Source organism: Cupriavidus sp. F041 (assembly GCF_057814235.1).
On sequence record NZ_JBVASY010000002.1, the window covers coordinates 1,566,489 to 1,585,133 of the forward strand.

Here is an 18,645-nt window from a genome sequence, read left to right on the forward strand (position 1 = left end):
TCACACCGGGGTTGCGCATGACTGGCAACCGGTGCGTCTGTGTCTCGCTCCGTATCTCTGGCCGGCGGTACGGTCGGCCGTACTCTTGGCGGTTCAATACTGCCACGACCTGTTATAATAGGTCAAGGATGAAAGAGGGGTCCTGTTATGATGGGTATAATCCGTGGACCGCCAGGATCTCCAGCCAGGGGATCCGCTCGAAACACGAAGGACCCGGACCTTGACGACTCCCCAGCCCAGATTCAGGCAAATCGAAGAAGAACTCCGCCAGCGCATCGTCGACAACAAGCTTGGGCCTGGCGCCAAGCTGCCGTCGGAATCCGAACTGATGGCGGAGTTTGGCGTCAGTCGCATCACGGTCCGGCAATCGCTGGCTGGACTGCACGCCAGCGGCCTGATCGAGAAAGTCAACGGCAAGGGCAGCTTCGTGACCCGGCCCGCCGAGACCTCGAACCTGGGGCCGCTGACGGGTTTCTATGAGGCTTCGCGCGCACGGGGGAAGCTTGCCCATGGCAAGCTGGTCTCGGTGCGCAAGATCAAGGCGCCGGCGTTTGCCGTGGAAGCACTGGGCCTGAATTCGGGCGCTGCGCTGCTTTGCGCCACTACGCTCCGGATGTCGAATGCCGAGCCCGCGGCCCTCTTCATGATCATGGGTGACGAAGCGGTGATCCGCGCGCTGGTGAAGGAGGACCTTGAGACCAATGACGTCATGGCGATCTTCGAGAGCCGGCTGGGTTACCGGATGAAAGAGGTCACTACCGAAAGCTCGGCGATCCCTGCCGCCGGGGATGTGGCGCGGCGGCTGGGGGTCGCGGACGGAACCCCGCTGCTACGCCTGCGATGCACTCCGATCGATATCCGTGGCATCGCGCTTTGCACATCCGAGCTGATCTTTCGGGGCGACCGCTACTCCCACAAAGCGACGGTGACGCGCTAGCCGGCGTTGTCGAGCGGCGTTCGCCCGTCAGTCAGGCGAGCGTGAAGGCCGGCACCGGCGCCCCATCGGCGGTCGCGGCGAACTTGAGCCGGACCGGCTGGCCGATGCGCACCGCGTCCAGGTCGCAATCGATAATGTTGGTCATCATCGATACGCCTTCCTCGAGCTCCACATAGGCAATGCAGAAGGGCGTGGGACCGGCGCGGCGGGTAACGCTGAGCGAATAGACGGTGCCGCGGCCCGAGGCCTGCTTCCATTCGGTCTCGCCCATGCAGAACGGGCACAGCGTGCGCGGATACCAGTGCGGCTTGCCGCAGGACTTGCAATGCCTGACCAGCAGGCGGCCTTCGCGCGCGGCCTGCCAGAACGCCGCGTTGTCCGGCGATTCGGCCGGTGCCTTCAACAGGGTGGGGTGTAGGGGGTCGCCATCTTATTGCTCCCGTTCCATGATCAAGGTGGCGCTGCCATGGCGCGAGCCGAGATAGCCGCCGGTGCCCTGGGCCAGCGCCAGGTCGCAGTTCCTGACCTGCACGGCCGGGTGCGCTTCGCCGCGCAACTGGCGCACGGCCTCGATCACCTTGGTGATGCCGCCGCGGTTGGCGGGATGGTTGTTGCACAGGCCGCCGCCGTCGGTATTGAAGGGCAGCTTGCCCACGCCGGAAATCAGGTTGCCGTCGGCCACGAACTTGCCGCCTTCGCCCTTCTTGCAGAAGCCCAGGTCTTCCAGCTGCATCAGCACCGTGATGGTGAAGCTGTCGTAGATCGAGGCGTATTTGATATCGGACGGCCGGATGCCGGCTTCTTCAAAGGCGACCGGGCCCGAGATGGCGGCGCCCGACCAGCTTAGGTCGACCATGCCGCCGAGCTGGCCCTTGACGGCCTCGCCGGCGCCGAGGATCTTGACCTTGGGGCGCTTGAGCCTGGCGGCGATTTCCGGACGCGCCACGATGAGCGCGCCGCCGCCGTCGGACACCACGCAGCAGTCGAGCTTGCGGAGCGGATCGGAGATCATTGCCGAGTTCAGCACGTCGTCCACCGTCACCACATCGCGCAGCATGGCGTGGGGATTGTGCTGGGCATGATGCGACGCTGCGACCTTGATCCACGCCAGCTGCTCGCTGGTGGTGCCGTACTGGTACATATTGCGCATCGCCACCATCGCGTACAGATTCACCGTAACCGGGTTGAACGGCGCCTCGAACGGCTGGTCGGGCAGGTTGGCGCCCCAGTTGCGCGCCTGCGTGCCGCTCGACCCTTCCGAGCGCGGCCGCCCCGCCAGCGTGATCAGCGCCACATTGCACTTGCCGGCGGCGATGGCCTGGGCGGCGTGCGACACGTGGACGAGATACGCCGAGCCGCCGGTGTCGGTGGAGTCGACGTGGCGCACCTTCAGGCCGAGGTAGTCGACCATGTTGAGCGCGCCGAGGCCGGGCGCGTCGCCCGCGCAGAAATAGCCATCCACGTCCTGCAGGCTGAGTCCGGCGTCTTCCAGCGCGCCCTTGGCGCACTCGGCGTGCAGTTGCGCGACGGTCTTGTCCGGTGCCTTGCGGGTCGGGTGCTCGTAGGCCCCGACGATATATGCCTTGCCTTTGATGCTCACGCTGGTTTTCTCCAGGTATCAGATGTCGGCACTTTGTTCGCACATCGTAGCCGCACACCCGGGTCACCAGGCAAGCTGAAGATGGTCCCCTACCCAATTAAGGTGGGGTGACAGCGCGTCATATGTACGTATAAATGGATGCTGATGCACCCCTGCGGCTGCGCGCGGAGGGTGGCCGCTTTGTTCCGGCAGGTAGCATGATGAGGCCGGGGGCGGCTGGCAACGCGCTCCCGGAACGCCGCCCCGCGCAGTCCGGAGCGTGTTTGAGACAACCTGCGACGCAGCCGAGCCAGCGCCGGGCTTCCCCGCGATGGATTCGGTTTCGCAGACACCCCAGAACGAGAGACGTTGATGCGATTGCTCCGTAAGCTGTCCCACATGGCCACGCTCCTTGCCTCGCTGGCCGCCGCCGGCCTGGCGCAGGGCGCTCCCTACCCAGAACGTCCGATCGAACTCGTGGTGCCGAGCGCGGCGGGCGGTGGCACCGACACGGTCGCCCGCGCATTCGGCGAAGCCATGCGCAAGTACCTGCCGCAGCCGCTGACCGTGATCAACAAGCCAGGTGCCAGCGGCGCAATCGGCATGACGGAAGTGGCCCGGGCGAAGCCGGACGGGTACAAGCTTGGCATCATCATCGCGGAAGCCGTCATCGTTCCGCACCTTGGGCCGACCACCCTCAACGCCGCCGACCTGGTGCCGATTGCACGCCTGAATGCCGATCCGTCCGCCATCACGGTAAAGGCCGACTCGCGCTGGAACACCATCGATGCGTTCCTGAAGTTCGCCGCGGCGCATCCCGGCGAGGTACAGGTGGGGAATTCGGGGCCCGGATCGATCTGGCACCTGGCGGCGACGGCGCTGGAGGACAAGGCGCACATCAGGTTCAATCACGTGCCGTTCTCCGGCGCCGCGCCCGCCTTGGTGGCATTGATGGGTGGGCACATCGACGCGGTGGCCGTCAGCCCGGCCGAAGTTTCGGCCTACGTGGCCGCCGGCAAGCTCAGGACGCTGGCGGTGATGGCCGACCAGCGCGTCAAGGGTTTCGAGAACGTTCCCACGCTGCGCGAACAGGGGATCGATCTTTCGATCGGGACATGGCGCGGACTGGCTGCGCCGAAAGGCACGCCACCCGAAGTGCTGGAAGTGCTGACGGTCGCAACCCGCAAGGCGGTGGCCGATCCCGTGTTCGTGGAAGCGCTGCGCCGGCAGCATCTGGGGATCGCGTATGCCGACGCGGCTACTTTCAAGGCGATGATCGCGGCGGACGACGTGGTGATGAAGGGACTGGTGGCGAAGACCAACCTTAAAAGGTAGGGGGGAGTGTTGGGGTGTTCAACACTGCCAGTCTACGCGAAGCGCTCCTGTGCCGCATGTTTGCGCTGGAGCAACGGCGCGTACTCGTGTAACTCCCGTGGCGCGATGTCGAAGGCGCGACGGAATGCACGCGTAAAGCTCGACGCATCATTGAAACCTAGCCCCGAGGCAATGTCCTGTACTTCTATATGCGGAAAGCGCACCAGCTCATTGGCCGCCATGCGCAGCCTGCGGCTGCGGATATAAGCGGCCAGGCCGCCTTCATGCTCAAAGAGACGGTACACGCTGGCGCGCGAGAGATGCAGCGATGCCAGCACGCTGTCTGGCGACAAATCCGGATCGTGCAGATTGGCCTCGACATGTCGCCGCACCTGTCCATAGACGGCAGCACGTACCGCCGCGCGGCCATTGCCGGAAAGACCGGCTTGACGGCTGAAAGCGGCGACAAGCAGCTCTACCGCGGTGATAAAGCGCTGACGCGCTTCCTCCCGGTCGAGCCCGACGATTTGTCGATTCAACGCAACCAGATGCTCAATTATCAGGCGTATCAAAGGAGTGGTTGCGTGAATCCAGCGGCCATGCAGCGAGGCGGCATCAGGGAACGACCTCTCCACCAAAGCGCGCGGCACAAAAAGGAGCAGTATCCGACCCTGAAAACTCCGGATTGTGCACGGCTGATCCATGTCCAGCGCGAGGATACTTGGCACTTGCGGTATGTGCTGCGCGTCGAGCGGCGGCTTGCCGCCCAGGAACTGCCCCGGTGGCCCTTCAAGGAACACGCTGAAGCTTATGTCATGAACGCTCTCGGTCGAAACCCGGCCCAACGATCGCACGGCCAGGTTCGGCCCGGTGTGGAAGTCGAAGAAGCTCAGATTGTCGATCGTGTAACGAGACAGCGATGCATCGAAGGTATCCTCGGCTCGCTTTGACGGAGGCCGTATGTCGTAGACAGGACTCATACGCTCCTGCCAGGCACGGAAGCTTTGACGGGCGTCGCCTTGCACGCTGAAATTGCTGTGCACGATGCCGGGCGCAAGCGTCGGCGGTTCCGGCGGCAACAACAAGCGGCTTAGCGGCATGGCAGTGTGTGGCAGGTCGTCGTTCAATGCAGCGCCCATCGCTGATTCTTCGTCCAGTTATGATCACGCCCCGTGCGGCTGAACCTTATGTTGAGCCACCAGCCCGCCCGGAGCGCGCTAGTTACTGCAAAGCATACCAGTACTTGTTTTGCCATAGCGCACAGTGAACGACTCGCCGGCAAATCGTTCGTTTCAGTGCTTGGAAACCACACATGATCTTGAGCAGACCGACTATCGGTGGCCGCGTCACATTTCTGTCCCGGCTTGTCGGAAGGACCGCTTTCGAGGAGGGCCACTGCCTCTTTCGGGTCGACCAGAGCCAAACGGCACACGGCTGCCTAAAGTGGACCCCTCAGTCAAGACAGCTTTCAACCGAATTTAAGCTGCATCCATTTCTTCACATGCAGCGGAACAGCGCTGCCCTGGTTGTGCGCGGGGAGAATCCCCTGCGCAGCGTAGCGGAGCAGGGGATTCTCCCCGCGCACCGCCGAACTTATCGACAATCATTGCCCCACCGCCCTCGCCGCTGGCATAGACGGCATCCGGCGTTTTGTAGCCCAGCGACTGGTGCGGTCGTTCCTCGTTGTAAAACGAGAAGTACTGCGCCAGCCCGATCATCAGCTCCGCCATGTTGGCGTACCCCTTCAGGTACACATCCTCGTGCTTCACGTTGCGCCACAGCCGTTCGACGAAGATGTTGTCCAGCGCCCGGCCGCGACCGTCCATGCTGATGGCGATGCCCTCGCGCTTGAGCACGCCCGTGAAGACGTGGCTCGTGAACTGGGAGCCCTGGTCGCTGTTGAACATCTGCGGCCTTCCATACTCGCGCAGCGCATCCTCCAGGCAGTCCACGCAGAACGACGCGTCCATGCTGTTGCTCAGGCGCCAGGACAGCACCTTCCGGCTGTACCAATCGATGATCGCCACCAGGTAGGCAAAGCCGCGCGCCAGCCGGATGTAGGTCACATCGGTCGACCACACGTGGTTCGGCCGCGTCACCGCCACGCCGCGCAGCAGGTAGGGATAGACCTTGTGCTTCGGATGCTTGGCGCTCGTCGCCGGCCCTGGCGCCATGCCCGCCAACCCCAATCTCGCGCATCAGGCGCTGCACACGCTTGCGGTTCACCACGCAGCCCTGGCCGCGCAGGAACACCACCATGCGCCGGCTGCCGTAGAACGGCCGGTTCGTATATTCCTCGTCGATCAGCCGGCACAGCCGCAGATCCTCGTCGCGCTCTTCCCGCGTGCTCTTGCCCAGCCGCCGATACACCGTTGCGCGCGACACTTCCGCCAGGTCGCACTGCCGGCTCAAGGGCAATTCCTCCGCGCCATCGATCCATCCCATCCGGGCTTCCCGGCTCATTCCCCCAACTTTTTTTTGAGCCAGTCCACCTCCATCTTCAGCCGCCCGATCTCGCCGTACAGGCGATCCTCGCCGCTCTTGTCCTCGGCCGGCTTCGGGCCGCGCCTGGCTTCGAACAGGGCGCCGGCCCGCTCAAGAATTTCTTTCTTCCACTGCCCAACCAACACCGGATGCACGCCGTATGTCTGCGCAATCTCGCTGATCGTCTTCACCCCGCGCACCGCCTCCAGACCAACCTTGGCCTTGAATTCCGCCGTGTGCACCTTGCGTTTCTTGCCTTCACTCATTCGCCATCACCCCGTCAAGGACGACAGCTTAAACTACCGCCTGATCACTGCCTCAAATCATGGGTCCACTTTACCAGCCAATCGCCGAGCCCGATGTGTCGGGCGATGGCGGGCGGATCCGATGGGTATCCGGCCGTCCAGGTGAGGCTCCAGCTTACGCTGGCACTGACTTCATTGTTGCCCGGGAAGGCCGCATAGCCGCCGTTTATCTCTTCTTCGACACGCTGCCCTAAATGGGTCGCTATGGTACGTGGCTGATCGGTGTTCATCACGTGGAGCGTTGGCAGAAGGGTGAATCGGCGAACATTCCAGTCTTACTGACTATGGGCAGCGACTTCTGACAGGTTACGTTGCTCGCTCTTTGCAAGGATCTCGCGAAGGCGCACGATATTGATAGAGCCACTTGCTAAGTCGATGATGACATTGTGGTCGAGCGTGAGCTTCATAACTCGGGCCTACCTCCGACTGGATTCTGAGCACCGAAGGATACGCACTCACCCACGGCGTGACGGTGCTGCGTCAGTCCACGGAAGGAAGCAGAGCATGACGCTCCAAATCGACGCCCTGCGGGCGCCGTTGCGGGACCACTCCGTGCAGCACGGCCGGTCAGACAACGCGAGTCCCCCGGGGCCTTGCAGATCCTACCCGACCGCTTTGAGCTGGCCATGCTTGCATGGCGACGTCTGCGATCGCCTTCAGTTTTTGCGGGCCGCCTCCGTCTCGTGCCTGGACGGCCATTCCGCGGGTCACGGCGCTGTAGAAGGCAGCAAGTGCGGGCACGTCGGTGTCAGGCGGTAAATCGCCGTCTTCGACCCCCTTGCGCAACCGCTGCGCCATCATCTCTTCAGCGTTTGCGCGACAGCGTGGCCTGCGGACCATCAACTTCGTCCGTCGTCCGGAACTGGTCAAGGAACTGGGAGAAGCTGGTGGGGACGTCGTTCTCGTCGACGAGCCGGGCGCCATCGACAAAGCCAAGGCCGCGGTCGGTCCGGGCAACGTCCGTCTGGCTATCGACGGCCTGAGCGGTTCGGCTGCGGTGCGCCTGATCGACGTGCTGTCGCAAAACGGTACGCTGGTGAGCTATGCGTTCACAAGCGGCGAGCTGGTCACGCCGCTCAAGGTCGTGGACTTGCATCTGCGCGGCATTGTCGTGCGCGGCATATACATCGACCTTCCCGAATACCTGCCGTACATCGTGGACGCAATCAAGGAGTCTGCCGAACTGATGGCTCGCGGCGGGCTTGACCTGCCTGTGGCTGCCGTCTATCCGCTTGCGGACTACCAAAAGGCCGTCGCTCACGCGATCAAGGGTGGCAAGGTGCTGGTCGACTTGCGCTCATCGAACTGAACTGGCTGTTCTCCCAAGTGCCGTGCTCCTGGACGAGCATGGCTTCGTTGACTTACGTTACCGCTGAGGTGTCGAAATGAAGATTGGTTTTATTGGAGCCGGTGCTGTAGCGCAGTCCATCGCCAGGAGTGCCATTCAAGCAGGACATGAGGTTGCCTTGAGCGCTCGTCGTGGGCCGCAGGCTTTGGGCGATATCGTGGCCGGACTCGGTCCGAACGCGTCGGCAGATACGGTCCAGGAGGTGGCCCGGCTCGAGCTGGTCATGCTCGCCGTTCCATGGCTTCAAGTCCCGTCGGCCCTGGTTGGGCTGCCCAATTGGGCAGGTCGCATTTTGGTGGATACCACCAACCCTTTTACGCAACTCGAGCCTGAGCTCATTCTGGCGGACCTGGGGGGCACGGGCGCCAGCGAGATCGTCGCGGCACAAGCGCCAGGGGCTCGCGTCGTCAAGGCGTTCAATGCTATCCGCATGGAGCACTACGACAAGGGCCCGAAGTTTCATGACGGAAAGCGCGTCATCTTCGTCTCCGGTGACGACAAGGACGCAAAGGAGGTGGTGCTCGGACTCGTCAACGGTTTTGGCTACGCACCAGTGGATCTTGGCGGTCTGGTTTCGGGCGGTCGCATGCAGCAAGCGGGTGGTCCGATTGCTGGCCACGACTGGGTCGTCGCATAGGACTGCAAGGTATGCAAACCAATGTCGCGTTATTCGGGAAGCAGAGCGGGTGGATGTCCGGTTGTCTTTGTGATCTGCCGTTGGCGGGACGCCACTTCGAACGTCGGCAACGGGTTGGGAACGGCTGCCGGTCCGGACGGCTGCAACCCAGAAGCAGCCGTTGAATGGGCAAAGCTGGCCCAGCGCGCGTTCAGCGGCTTGTCCGAGAGCGAGTCGAATCGGATCACGAGATCGACGCCGCTTTCCACGAAATCGATCGGCAGTCCGCCCTGTCGAACTTCCGCCAGATCACCCACGCATCCGCAACAGATCAGCGTAAGAAACCAGCTTACGTTTCTCATTAGCAAGCGTCTTTCGTTTGGACGCCGAGCGGGTTGGTTGGCCGCGCTCGAACTTGGCGGCGGCGCGTGCTTCCTCCCGCGCGTAGGTCCGCGCGGTCTTGGCTTCCGCCTTCCGGCGTTCAGCTTCGAGCCGCGCAGCAGTGCGTTCCTCTCGGGCAATATCTTGCACGGCCGACATGATTTCGGCTCTTAGTAGATCGCGCCTTTGCTTTGCAGCGGCACGGGCAGCCTGCAATTGCTCTTTCCTCTGCCGCAGCCAGTCTTTCCCGTTGACCGGCGCAGGCCTGGCCTCTGGCGGCACGCTCAGGCGCAAAGCCCTGCTGATTGAAACTCTCTCAGTCCGCAGCGTGCGCCGCGTCTCCTGCTTCGCATCACTCATGCTGCATCACTCTCCCAGCGCATAGGTGCAGCCCATGCATCACCAGTTGAAGGCCATGAACTCATCCTCCCAACCTTACCATAGGACTCCGTCTCGGGCTTGGATGAAGGCGGCTAGACACCGGCATACCGCGGCGACCGGCCGCTCCCGGCCGATTAGGGGACCTTCAGCAAGGCACGCTGAATGGCCGTTGTGCACCTGAGAACGGCCACCGGACCCGCTGGCGCCACGTTGTTTCAATCGGCGAATAGGATATTCAAGGGCGCGTCTCCATAGCCCCAAACGAAAGTGCCCACGACGAAGTGCCATAGTTCGACCCGGTACAGGCGCCGGCTAACGTCGCGCGTAACTTCAGCCACCTCCTGACGCATAGTCACCGGCACGCGTTCACCATCGACGATTACCACCCAAAATGGCCGGAGCACCATTGAGGTGCAGGTTTCGTCGCGATATCCGGTGTCCGGTGCTGAACGGCAAGTCGTTCGCCGGCTGACATCGCGTCCATTGGAAGGCGAGAACGCTAGGCCGTCGGCCCGGTCGCGTCGCATCAGACCTATCGATGCAACTCTCGTGTCACGTCAATCGACTGGCTTGATGCGCCGGAATGCACCAAGCAGCGCGAGATCATAGGCGATCTTGAGCAGGCCGCAAGCGACCAGTGGCGCGCCGACCCAGCCCATCGCCAGCAAGCCGCCCGCGAGGGTCGGACCCAGCGCGGAAGCCAGGCTCCTGGGTACCGCGGTCAGGCTGGCGGCAGCGGGGCGCTCGGGCGGCGTCACGACCGCCATCACATAAGCGGTCCTTGTCGGTACGTCCATCTGCGACAGCGCGCTGCGCGCGAGCAAGAGGACCAGCGTCGCCACCAGCGAAGGAGAGAATGCTGCCGCGATCAGGCATAGGCTGGACGGAATATGGGTGAACACCATGGTGTTCAGCAAGCCGAACCTGCGAGCCAGCGGCACGGCAACAAGCAGGGAGCCTGCGGAGAGCAGGCCCGACCAGAAAAAGAACTGGCCGGCAGCCCCTGGTGAGAGGCCGAATCGTTGCATCAGCCACAGTGCCAGCAGCGAGTTCACCACCAGCCCACCGGCAAAGGCGTCGACGCTGAACAGCAGGGCAAGGCGGGTAACGATTCGGCGGGACGGGCCTAGTGGCGTTCTAACCGATGCCACGTGCGGCTCTGGCTCGGGCATCCGCGTATAGAGGTACCAGAGCGCGACACCGGTCAATGCATAGATCATGAACATCGCGCGCATGGCGCTGAGGAACGATACCCCCAACTGTGAGGCAAGCCAGCCCGGCAGCGCCGCTGCCAACGCGCCAATGGCGGCGGAGAGGGCTCCGGTCAGACTGTACCGGGCGAACAGCGCCGTGCGCGTATCTGAGGTAGCGGAATCAGCAAGGCGAGCCTGCTCCAGGGGCAGGAACACGCTGACGTCTCCGGAGCTTGGGTTAAGCGTACCGACGAACGCGACTAGCAGTAGTGGCCAGAGGGAGGAGAGCCCGGCGAATCCGATGCCGGTCGCGGCCATCAGCGCGGCCGCCAGCAACAGCAGACGGCGCTGTGGGTAACGATGGCCGAGGACGCCCACCAGTATCGTCGCCAGTGCCGAGCCGATCAGGGTGGCACTGCTGACCAATCCCACTGCCAGTTGCGCGAAACCGAGCGCTAGCAGGTATGCGGGCAGCAGGACGGCGATGAACCCGTCGCAGAAGCCGCGTAACGCGCGCCCGACCAGAAGTGGCAAGGCACCGGCATGGACACCCGCTGGCAGTAGCAGGCGAGCAAGCCGGGCTTGGCCGACGGTCACAGCAGGATCCTCAAGCGTTTGCATCGCGGTACGCGACCATTGGTTTCACATCTTTTCCCGGTCCTATTTCGTACCGCCGGACCCATATGAGAAGGTGTCGAACAAGGTCACGCTGTCCGCCTTGGTCCATACGCCCACCGCGCCGGCACCGCTGATATGGTCGTCCGCCACATCGATGTAGCGCTTGCCGTCCAGCGCGACCTGGATATGGTTCCCCACGAACTCCACGCGTAGCGTATGCCAGACCTTGGCAGCGACAGGCGCGTCCTTGTACTGGATCGTGTGCCTGCGTCCGGCTGCCGTGTAATACAGCGAGACATTGTTCTCCAGTGCATTCGCCCGCGCGACATAGTAGTTGTTGCCGTCCTTCCAGCGCCAGACAACGCCGCCTGCCTGGTCCTCGCGGCCGGACATGGGTTTGAACCTTGCCTCCACGAAGCCATTGGCGATGGAGGCGGCAGGGTTCACACACCAGGGGAAATCCCCGGAGCCGGACTGCTTGAGCACGTTGGTGCCGTCCTGCACGGACGGGTCCGCCTCGACAGTCCATTTCGGCGTGCCACTGCCGGTGACACCGGCCACCCATCCCGCGGGCAAGGTACCTTGCCTGTCCTGGTTGAACATGATCGTTTCTCCGGTTGCCGGCATGGCCGTCAGCAGCATCCATAACATGAGTGGGATCGGCTTCACAGTGCATCTCCCGAGCGATGACGCGACTGGCAGTTCATTTAGGCATCTTCGGCGGCCAACGATGCGCTTCCGCCTGGCAATGCTGGCACCAGGCATACAAAGCGTCGTACATCACCATGCCGTGCCTGAGCATCTCGTGGTCGTCGGAAAAGACCTGCGAGAGGCCCAGCGAGATGGCGTAGAGCCCTCCCGATTGCGGTGTGAGGTCCAGCTTTGACGTGTCCGCCCCCCGCACAATGCCAGCGAGTTGCTGCAAGGCGGGATCATTCAAACGGTACTTGTCCAGGAAGGCGTCGAAGCTGCACAGTTCTCCGACATGCGAAAGTTCGACACCAGGAATGTCATAGGGAACAGCTCCAGTCTCGCCTGCGACTTTCACGACGTTGCCGGTCGGCACGTACAGGAATTCCGGTTCCTTGTCGATAAAACGGGCTATCAGCCAGGGACAGGCAATCCGGTCGATCTTCGGACGTTCGCGGGTAATCCATTTCATGGCCGGCTCCTTACGATTTGCCGATGGTCGGGTGATCGCCGGCGGACCACTGCTCAATGCCGCCAGTGAGATAGGCTGCTCGGATACCTTCGTCCTCTAGCCGTGCGGCGCAGTCCTGGCTGACTTGCAGGCCATGCACGCAATAGACGATCACCGGCCGGCTGGAGTCGAGTTCTGCGATCCAGCTATCTATGTCGTCGGGGTTGCGCCAGGAGGCACCGGCGATCATTTGCGCGCTGGCATCAAATGCCCGCCTGCGCCTGACGTCGACAATCTGCGGCGGGACCAGCGCTTGAATCGCTTCGGCAAGTTCGTGGGAAGAGATGGCAGTGGGCATGTTCTTGGCTCCGAGCTTAATTCTGCGCTTCGGCGAAGCGCTCGGCTGCCTGGGCCCAATGGATGTTCTGCATGAAGGCATCCACATACGCAGCAGCTTTTGCACCGAAGTCCATGTGATAAGAATGCTCATACATGTCGAGCGCCAGGATGGGAGTAGCGCCCGCCAGGGTATGTGCGTGATCGGGCGCCCACTGGTTCACGAGCCGCTTGTCGCGTGGCGAGTAGTTCAGCAGCACCCAGCCCGAGCCGCCGCCCAGCGCCTTGCCCATGCCCGTGAACTCAGCTTGCCAGCGGGCCACGCTGCCAAAATCGCGGATAAGCGCCGACTCCAATTCGGGGCCCAGGGTGCCGCCATCACCCAGCCCGTCGAAATACACCTCGTGCAGGATCATCGAATTGGCGGCGATCAGTTCTTCACGCTTCAGGCCATTGAGCATGAAGACGGGCGCGGTCGCCGGATCCAGCGCGGCAAGTTCCGCCGTGATGGCGTTCAATCGCTTCACAGCGCCGCCGTAGTTGTTCTCGTAATGGCTGATAATCAGCTTTTCCGAAAGGCCGGTGAGCTTGCGTGGATCGACGGCAAGCGGTTTCATCTGGTAGGTCATGATCGATTCCTTGTTCGTGCGGCTCAGGCGTGAAGTAGCGGGTAGGCAACCAGACCAACCAGGGCTGCGCCGATGACGATGACTGGCTCCGGCAGCTTCTTGAATTTCCAGAGCAGGGCGACCGTGACGAGCGCAAGCAAGGCGGTAGGCAGATCGACAATCGAGCGTTTGGCCAGGACGACCACGGCACCCGTGATGGCCCCGACTGCCGCCGCCGTCACGCCATCGACGAAGGCGATGATGCCGGGCCGCTTGCCGTACTTCTTGAAGTAGGGTGCCGGGATCACGGTGAACAGGTAGCAAGGCAGGAAGGTGCCAAGCGCGGCCACGGATGCGCCTGGCAGGCCGGCGACCAGATAACCGATGAAGCCGACCGTGATCACGACGGGGCCCGGCGTGATCATGGCCACTGCGACGGCGTCGACAAACTGCTTGTCGTTCAACCAATGGTGTTCGGTCACGACGCCGCCATAGAGGAACGGCACGATGGCAAGCCCGGAGCCGAATACGAAAGCGCCGGCTTTGGCAAAGAACACGCCAACCTGCGTCAACAGCGGCCAATCCACGGTGCTGACGATCCCGCTCACTGTTGTGGGCACCTGCGTCGCCGCTATGGCATTGAGGCCGCCTTGACGCAGCCACTTCGGCGGCGCCCGCCAGAACCACACCACCATGCCGGCCGCCAGGAACAGCCAGGCAATCTCGGACTCGGTGACGACCGTCACCGTCGCCAGCATCAGGTAGATCACCCACAGCAGCTTGTCGCGGCCAACGCTTTTGCTCGTGAGCTTGTATGCGCTGATCGCAATGATCCCGATGACCGCGGCACCTACCCCATAGAATACCGACTGCATCCAGGTCAGTCCGCCAAACCGGACGTAAGCCCAACCCAGTGCCACCACCATCAGGAACGACGGAATGACGAATGCAATGCCGACCAAGGTCGCCCCGACGATGCGGTAATGCACATAGCCGAGATAGATGGCGAGCTGCGCGGCCAGCGGCCCGGGTGCCAGCTGCGCCAGCGCCAGGCCTTCCTTGTAATCGGCATCGGTAATCCACTTGCGTTCATCCACCAGGTCCCGGTGCATGTAGCCGGCGAGGGCTACGGGGCCTCCAAAGCCCAGCGTACCCAGGCGCAACATATAGAGCACGAGTTGCCAGAGCGTATAGCCAATTCGCTCTGCCGCTGGCATGTCGGGGATATTGGTTTGCTGCAGGTTGCTCATGGATCGTCCTTGAGATAGGTTCAATGACCCCTAGCGTTTCCGGTTGTTCAAGAAGTGGGCATGCAGGGAATCGAGCACCAAGCCGGTTTCGGCCAGCAGCGCATCGTCATCGGCCAGCCGTTCACGGGCGCCGGCCAGGATCGCCTCGAACCCGCTCGCTTCCGGGACGGTCGGTCCGCCGACATCCAGCGCATGGACCATCCCCGCCAGACGCTGCAATCCTGGATTTGCCTCCAGGGCAAAGCTGGCCAGCAGCACCTCGAAGGAAACCTTTTCACCGACATGGGTGAATGTCGCGCCGTCGAAATCGAAGCCCAGGGCATCGGCGGGACAGTCACCGGGGGCATCGAGCCACAGGAAACGAGCATGGGGATCGATGAAGCGCTGGATCAACCACGCGCAAGCCACCCGGTCGACCCAAAGATGGCGGCGTGTCGCCCATAGCCGCCCCTGGTATTGCATGGGGTCGCGTCGCGCGATGGCCCCTGCGGCGGGGTGCGGCTCGCCCGGCGACAGGATTGTTTCAATGGCGCCCGTGAAGTCCCGCCACTGTGCCTCGGCACGCAAGGACGCCTCGTTGGGAAAGAAGTCGATCTTGCGGATCGCCTCGTAGATGCGGCCGAGCCGTCGCTGCAGGCGATTGAGTTCGGCTTCACTTAGACTGGAAAGCGTCTGGCGGGCTTCCGAAACGGACGCGAGGAGTTCGGCGTAGTCGCTCGATCTGTCGAACAACGCGCGGTAGGTGGCAGCGTCGTCGTCCTCTTGGGGCTGCACCGTCAACAGCCAGGCTTGGCCGTCCTGCTGCTGTGTATCGTCGGCCAGTTCGCGGAACTGTTCCACTTGCTCGGCGCCGGCCGGCAGCAGATAAGCCCCGTCGCGCAAGGCGGCGCCGCCTAACGCCTTGAGCGTGCGCCAGATCCGCATGCGGGCGGTCGCACCCGATGTGGGAAGGCTGACGATCAGCAGGATCCAGGAATCTTGGGACGTGGTCATGGAAGGCAGCATAGGGTTCCATCGCGCAGGTTTCAATGATGTAGAGATCATTACAAAAACTGGGCCGATTGGGAGGTGGTCCCTCGAATCCCAATGGATCGACATCGCCGCTGCCTGGGTTCGCCCGCGCAAACCACGGGACAGACCAGCCCGAAAGACCGGATCCGGTGTTGCTCGCACCGCACAAATCGGGCGCGGAAGGCTCCGCTGGAGTCAACGGATTTGAACACTGGTTTTGCTTTGGTAAGGACGTGCGTGCGGTAAATGGCTCGTCGCAGAAATCCAGGCCCAGGATAGCCAGACATCGTTGGCCAGGCGTGCCGAGTGCGCGGCGGCTTTGCGAGCGTCAACCTATTGCAAGGTACAACTCTCTATAAGCCCCAACGAGGTCATCGAGGCTGAACGAGCGGTTCAAACCGCTCGGATTCGGCAGGATCCACACTTCCGACCCGCCGAACATGGCGTTCTGGCGTCCCCACAAGACGTGCCGCTGACCTGAAATGGCCGCGTATGCGGCCTTCCCCAGGAAGGCGATATATGTGGGGCGATGAAGTTCGATCTTCTTCAGTAACGCCGAAGTCGACTCAAGGAATTCATGCGGTGAAAGCTGATCGGCCCGCGCCGTAGGCCGGCCAACAGCTGTCGTCAATCCGCACCCATGGGCGAGCAGGTCCCGGTCGTTTTCGGGACGCATCAGCTCTGGCGTGAAACCGGCCAAATGTAAGACCCGCCAGAAGCGGTTGCCATGTCCTTCAAAATGGTGGCCGGTTGCCACCGCTCTCATGCCGGGATTTATTCCACAAAAAACGACTGCCAGACCGTTCGATATTGCGTCCGGAAGTGACGCCGGCGCAACTGGGCCGGGTGCGCAGGTAGCCATCTGTGTACTGTTTCAACCGGCGAGCAACTTGCCGTTAAGGAGAATGTGCAGCGTTCTGACAAAGAGAATCACAATCGCGAGGCTCAGCATGGCGAGCAGGATGATTGCAATCAGCTTCAGGGGCCAGGCCTGGACGAACATCGCGTATTTCAGCGCGGCACTCGCCAGCGCTGCCATCGGAAAGCTGATCGCCCACCAACCGGTAGCAAACGGAATTCCCCTGCGAAACACTTTGGGCGCCAGTGTGAGGAATACGAAAAGACCGAAGTAGAACAGCAACCCGGAGAAGGTGTCGACGTGCTGCGTAAAGTTGGTGTAGGCAAGAAAGCCCACTTCGAACGGTGCCATCAGGATTAGCAGCGAAGGGACCATGCCGGCGGGCAGCGGCTCGTGGTGAATCATTCGCGACATGATCATCGTAAAGAACAAGAGGGCAATCATCGTTCCCACGGCCAGCGCGAACATGTTGACCTCATGCGCCCACGGCATTGGCATGGTCCCGCCGGCAACGGCGATATCCAACGTGGCCACACCCGGGATGAACCAGGCGGGAACTGCGTGCGCAGCTTCGATCTTTCCCCGCAGCAGCCGGCCCGCAATCGCGAAACAGAGCGCGAGCGTGAAGATCGTACCCACCGTCCACATGACTTCGGCGAGCGTCTGGCTCAGTTGGGCAACGACCGAGGAAAGCAGCAGGATAGCGATCGTGATCGTGCCGAAGAAATTGCCGGCAACGGGATGCCGGTATTCGGCGACGACCGCCTCAGGATGTTTGACTGCCTTGAAGAGATAGCCCGCGCTCAGCACGACGAATACAACCAAGGCGAGGATACCGGCTGCTTCAGAGATCAGCGGACTTACCCCAAATTCGTGGCTGGCCTGGCGCCACGCAATAGACAGTCCGGCAATACCCATTACCGACGCAAACAGGTTGACGGGCAGGTTTCTGATGGAAGCGGTTGTTCGCAAGGACCGCGGATGGGGACTCGAAAGCGTTGACACAGCACATTCTCCTGATTCTTGGGGACCCGAGACGCGGCAGCCCAAAAGCAGCCGATCGAGAAGCCTCGAATCGTTCGCCGCCTCGCTTGTCGGGGAGATGTCGCCGATACTATTCTCTTCCACCCATGAAGATAATCTGTCATTATTGGGAATCATCCTCCCAAAAAATGAGAACGTGGCCGATCGCTTCGAATCCATGTCGATCCTGGTGGCCGTGGTCGAAGCAGGCAGTTTTTCTGCCGCGGCGCGCCAACTCAAGATGCCGCTCGCAACGGTGAGCCGCAAGGTTGGAGACCTGGAGTCGTACCTGAAAACCCGACTCCTGCATCGCTCCACCCGACAGCTTTCTCTCACCGAAGCCGGGCAATCGTATGTCGCCGCATGCCGGCGCATTCTCGAGGAAGTGGGCGAGGCGGAGCGTGCGGCGTCCGGGGAATACGCGGCGCCCAAAGGCGAGCTAGTCATCACTGCACCCCTCGTCTTCGGACGCCTGCACGTCTTGCCCGTGGTCGCGGAATTCCTCAAGACTTATCCGGACATCGATGTGCGGATGGTGCTGACCGACCGCGTGGTGCCTCTTCTTGAAGAGCACGTCGACGTCGCATTGCGGGTTGCCGAACTGCCCGACAGCAGTTTCATCGCGGCACGGATTGGCACGGTGCGTCGGGTGGTGTGCGCAAGCCCCGCCTATTTCGCTGAACACGGCACGCCGACGAGCCCCCTTGAGCTCGCCGCGCATGCATGCATTACATTCGAACAGATGGCATCCAGGCAGGTCTGGAGCTTCATGTCGGGCAAATCGGAGATCGCGGTGCCGGTCCGCTCGCGGCTTGCCGTCAGCACTGCCGAAGCCGCAATCGATGCGGCGGTGGCCGGCGTCGGGATCACTCGCGTGGTGTCCTATCAGATGGCGAGCGCGTTGCGTGCCGGTGCACTCAAGATCGTGCTCGCACCGTTTGAGCCAGCGCCGTGGCCTATCAGCCTTGTTCACACCGGACAGGGAATCCTGCCGCTGAAGTTGCGCGCTTTTCTTGATTTCGCCACGCCGCGGTTGAAGGCCCGGGTGGTTGAGGTGGGGGTCTGACGTTTGTAAGTCGGGGGGCGAACGTTGCAAGTGGGGCGGGAATGGTCGTCGCCGTAGATGGCCGCTCACGGCCAAGAGCCGTCATTCACCGCTATGTTCGCTGGCCCCGCAGCCGGTACGCCCGGTGCGCCAGGGCCTGCCTTGCTTTGTGGCCGGTGGGCGCCGCAAAGCGCAAGCGGCTCAGAAAAGAGACAG

19 protein-coding genes and 2 pseudogenes are annotated in these 18,645 nt (G+C 62.5%); 5 read left to right on the top strand and 16 right to left on the bottom strand.

Annotated elements, in window-relative coordinates:
• The first annotated feature begins 220 nt into the window (after positions 1–220).
• A complete protein-coding gene (locus tag ACZY0R_RS24395) occupies positions 221–937 on the top strand; it encodes a GntR family transcriptional regulator (RefSeq protein WP_488861922.1) in 717 nt (238 codons plus the stop codon).
• Positions 938–968: 31 nt separating this feature from the next.
• On the opposite strand, the pseudogene ACZY0R_RS24400 reads toward ACZY0R_RS24395, so the two are convergent.
• Together ACZY0R_RS24400 and ACZY0R_RS24405 are read right to left on the bottom strand one after the other, a co-directional pair.
• Positions 969–1,366 (bottom strand): annotated as a pseudogene (locus tag ACZY0R_RS24400) (Zn-ribbon domain-containing OB-fold protein).
• A 1-nt stretch (position 1,367) separates the two neighbouring features.
• Positions 1,368–2,537, bottom strand: a complete 1,170-nt coding sequence (locus tag ACZY0R_RS24405; protein ID WP_488861924.1) for a thiolase domain-containing protein — start codon at positions 2,535–2,537, stop codon at positions 1,368–1,370.
• A 351-nt stretch (positions 2,538–2,888) separates the two neighbouring features.
• Here ACZY0R_RS24405 and ACZY0R_RS24410 point away from each other — a divergent pair, with 351 nt between their 5' ends.
• The gene (locus ACZY0R_RS24410; protein WP_488861926.1) at positions 2,889–3,851 is read left to right on the top strand and encodes a tripartite tricarboxylate transporter substrate binding protein; all 963 of its coding nucleotides are present in this window, start codon (positions 2,889–2,891) and stop codon (positions 3,849–3,851) included.
• Between the two features lie 32 nt (positions 3,852–3,883).
• Here the strand turns inward: ACZY0R_RS24410 and ACZY0R_RS24415 are convergent, their stop codons facing one another.
• The 4 genes and pseudogenes from ACZY0R_RS24415 to ACZY0R_RS24430 form a co-directional block, all read right to left on the bottom strand.
• Positions 3,884–4,957, bottom strand: a complete 1,074-nt coding sequence (locus tag ACZY0R_RS24415) for a helix-turn-helix domain-containing protein (RefSeq protein ID WP_488861928.1) — start codon at positions 4,955–4,957, stop codon at positions 3,884–3,886.
• 435 nt (positions 4,958–5,392) lie between these two features.
• Positions 5,393–6,580 (bottom strand): annotated as a pseudogene (locus tag ACZY0R_RS24420) (IS3 family transposase); the annotation flags it as partial.
• A 44-nt stretch (positions 6,581–6,624) separates the two neighbouring features.
• Positions 6,625–6,849 carry a hypothetical protein gene (locus tag ACZY0R_RS24425; protein ID WP_488861930.1) on the bottom strand — a complete coding sequence of 75 codons (225 nt, stop codon included), beginning with the start codon at positions 6,847–6,849 and terminating at the stop codon, positions 6,625–6,627.
• Positions 6,850–6,894: 45 nt separating this feature from the next.
• Complete coding sequence (locus ACZY0R_RS24430; protein ID WP_488861932.1) at positions 6,895–7,026, bottom strand: hypothetical protein; 132 nt, start codon at positions 7,024–7,026, stop codon at positions 6,895–6,897.
• A 371-nt stretch (positions 7,027–7,397) separates the two neighbouring features.
• Between ACZY0R_RS24430 and ACZY0R_RS24435 the strand changes: the two genes are divergently transcribed.
• A complete protein-coding gene (locus ACZY0R_RS24435) occupies positions 7,398–7,928 on the top strand; it encodes a zinc-binding dehydrogenase (RefSeq protein WP_488861934.1) in 531 nt (176 codons plus the stop codon).
• A gap of 76 nt (positions 7,929–8,004) precedes the next feature.
• On the top strand, positions 8,005–8,604 hold the full coding sequence (locus ACZY0R_RS24440) for an NADPH-dependent F420 reductase (RefSeq protein WP_488861936.1): 600 nt from the start codon (positions 8,005–8,007) through the stop codon (positions 8,602–8,604).
• A gap of 288 nt (positions 8,605–8,892) precedes the next feature.
• On the opposite strand, the gene ACZY0R_RS24445 is transcribed toward ACZY0R_RS24440, so the two are convergent.
• The 10 genes from ACZY0R_RS24445 to ACZY0R_RS24490 form a co-directional block, all read right to left on the bottom strand.
• The gene (locus ACZY0R_RS24445; RefSeq protein WP_488861938.1) at positions 8,893–9,324 is read right to left on the bottom strand and encodes a hypothetical protein; all 432 of its coding nucleotides are present in this window, start codon (positions 9,322–9,324) and stop codon (positions 8,893–8,895) included.
• A 578-nt stretch (positions 9,325–9,902) separates the two neighbouring features.
• Positions 9,903–11,159 (bottom strand): MFS transporter, encoded by a 1,257-nt coding sequence (locus ACZY0R_RS24450; RefSeq protein ID WP_488861940.1) that lies wholly within the window; start codon positions 11,157–11,159, stop codon positions 9,903–9,905.
• Between the two features lie 39 nt (positions 11,160–11,198).
• Complete coding sequence (locus ACZY0R_RS24455) at positions 11,199–11,759, bottom strand: 3-keto-alpha-glucoside-1,2-lyase-like domain-containing protein (RefSeq protein WP_488861942.1); 561 nt, start codon at positions 11,757–11,759, stop codon at positions 11,199–11,201.
• 100 nt (positions 11,760–11,859) lie between these two features.
• Positions 11,860–12,318 carry a chromate resistance protein ChrB domain-containing protein gene (locus ACZY0R_RS24460; RefSeq protein ID WP_488861944.1) on the bottom strand — a complete coding sequence of 153 codons (459 nt, stop codon included), beginning with the start codon at positions 12,316–12,318 and terminating at the stop codon, positions 11,860–11,862.
• A gap of 10 nt (positions 12,319–12,328) precedes the next feature.
• Entirely contained in the window at positions 12,329–12,655 is a 327-nt protein-coding gene (gene chrE, locus ACZY0R_RS24465; RefSeq protein WP_488861946.1) for a rhodanese family chromate resistance protein ChrE, read from the bottom strand.
• A 16-nt stretch (positions 12,656–12,671) separates the two neighbouring features.
• Positions 12,672–13,262 (bottom strand): superoxide dismutase, encoded by a 591-nt coding sequence (locus tag ACZY0R_RS24470; protein WP_488861948.1) that lies wholly within the window; start codon positions 13,260–13,262, stop codon positions 12,672–12,674.
• 23 nt (positions 13,263–13,285) lie between these two features.
• Complete coding sequence (locus ACZY0R_RS24475) at positions 13,286–14,491, bottom strand: chromate transporter (RefSeq protein ID WP_488861950.1); 1,206 nt, start codon at positions 14,489–14,491, stop codon at positions 13,286–13,288.
• A gap of 30 nt (positions 14,492–14,521) precedes the next feature.
• A complete protein-coding gene (locus ACZY0R_RS24480; protein WP_488861952.1) occupies positions 14,522–15,484 on the bottom strand; it encodes a chromate resistance protein ChrB domain-containing protein in 963 nt (320 codons plus the stop codon).
• Between the two features lie 346 nt (positions 15,485–15,830).
• On the bottom strand, positions 15,831–16,364 hold the full coding sequence (gene mug, locus ACZY0R_RS24485) for a G/U mismatch-specific DNA glycosylase (protein ID WP_488861954.1): 534 nt from the start codon (positions 16,362–16,364) through the stop codon (positions 15,831–15,833).
• Positions 16,365–16,376: 12 nt separating this feature from the next.
• Positions 16,377–17,366 (bottom strand): SLAC1 anion channel family protein, encoded by a 990-nt coding sequence (locus ACZY0R_RS24490; RefSeq protein WP_488861956.1) that lies wholly within the window; start codon positions 17,364–17,366, stop codon positions 16,377–16,379.
• Positions 17,367–17,562: 196 nt separating this feature from the next.
• Here ACZY0R_RS24490 and ACZY0R_RS24495 point away from each other — a divergent pair, with 196 nt between their 5' ends.
• Positions 17,563–18,450, top strand: coding sequence for a LysR family transcriptional regulator (locus tag ACZY0R_RS24495; protein ID WP_488866136.1), 888 nt, complete (start codon positions 17,563–17,565; stop codon positions 18,448–18,450).
• The last annotated feature ends 195 nt before the right edge of the window (positions 18,451–18,645 follow it).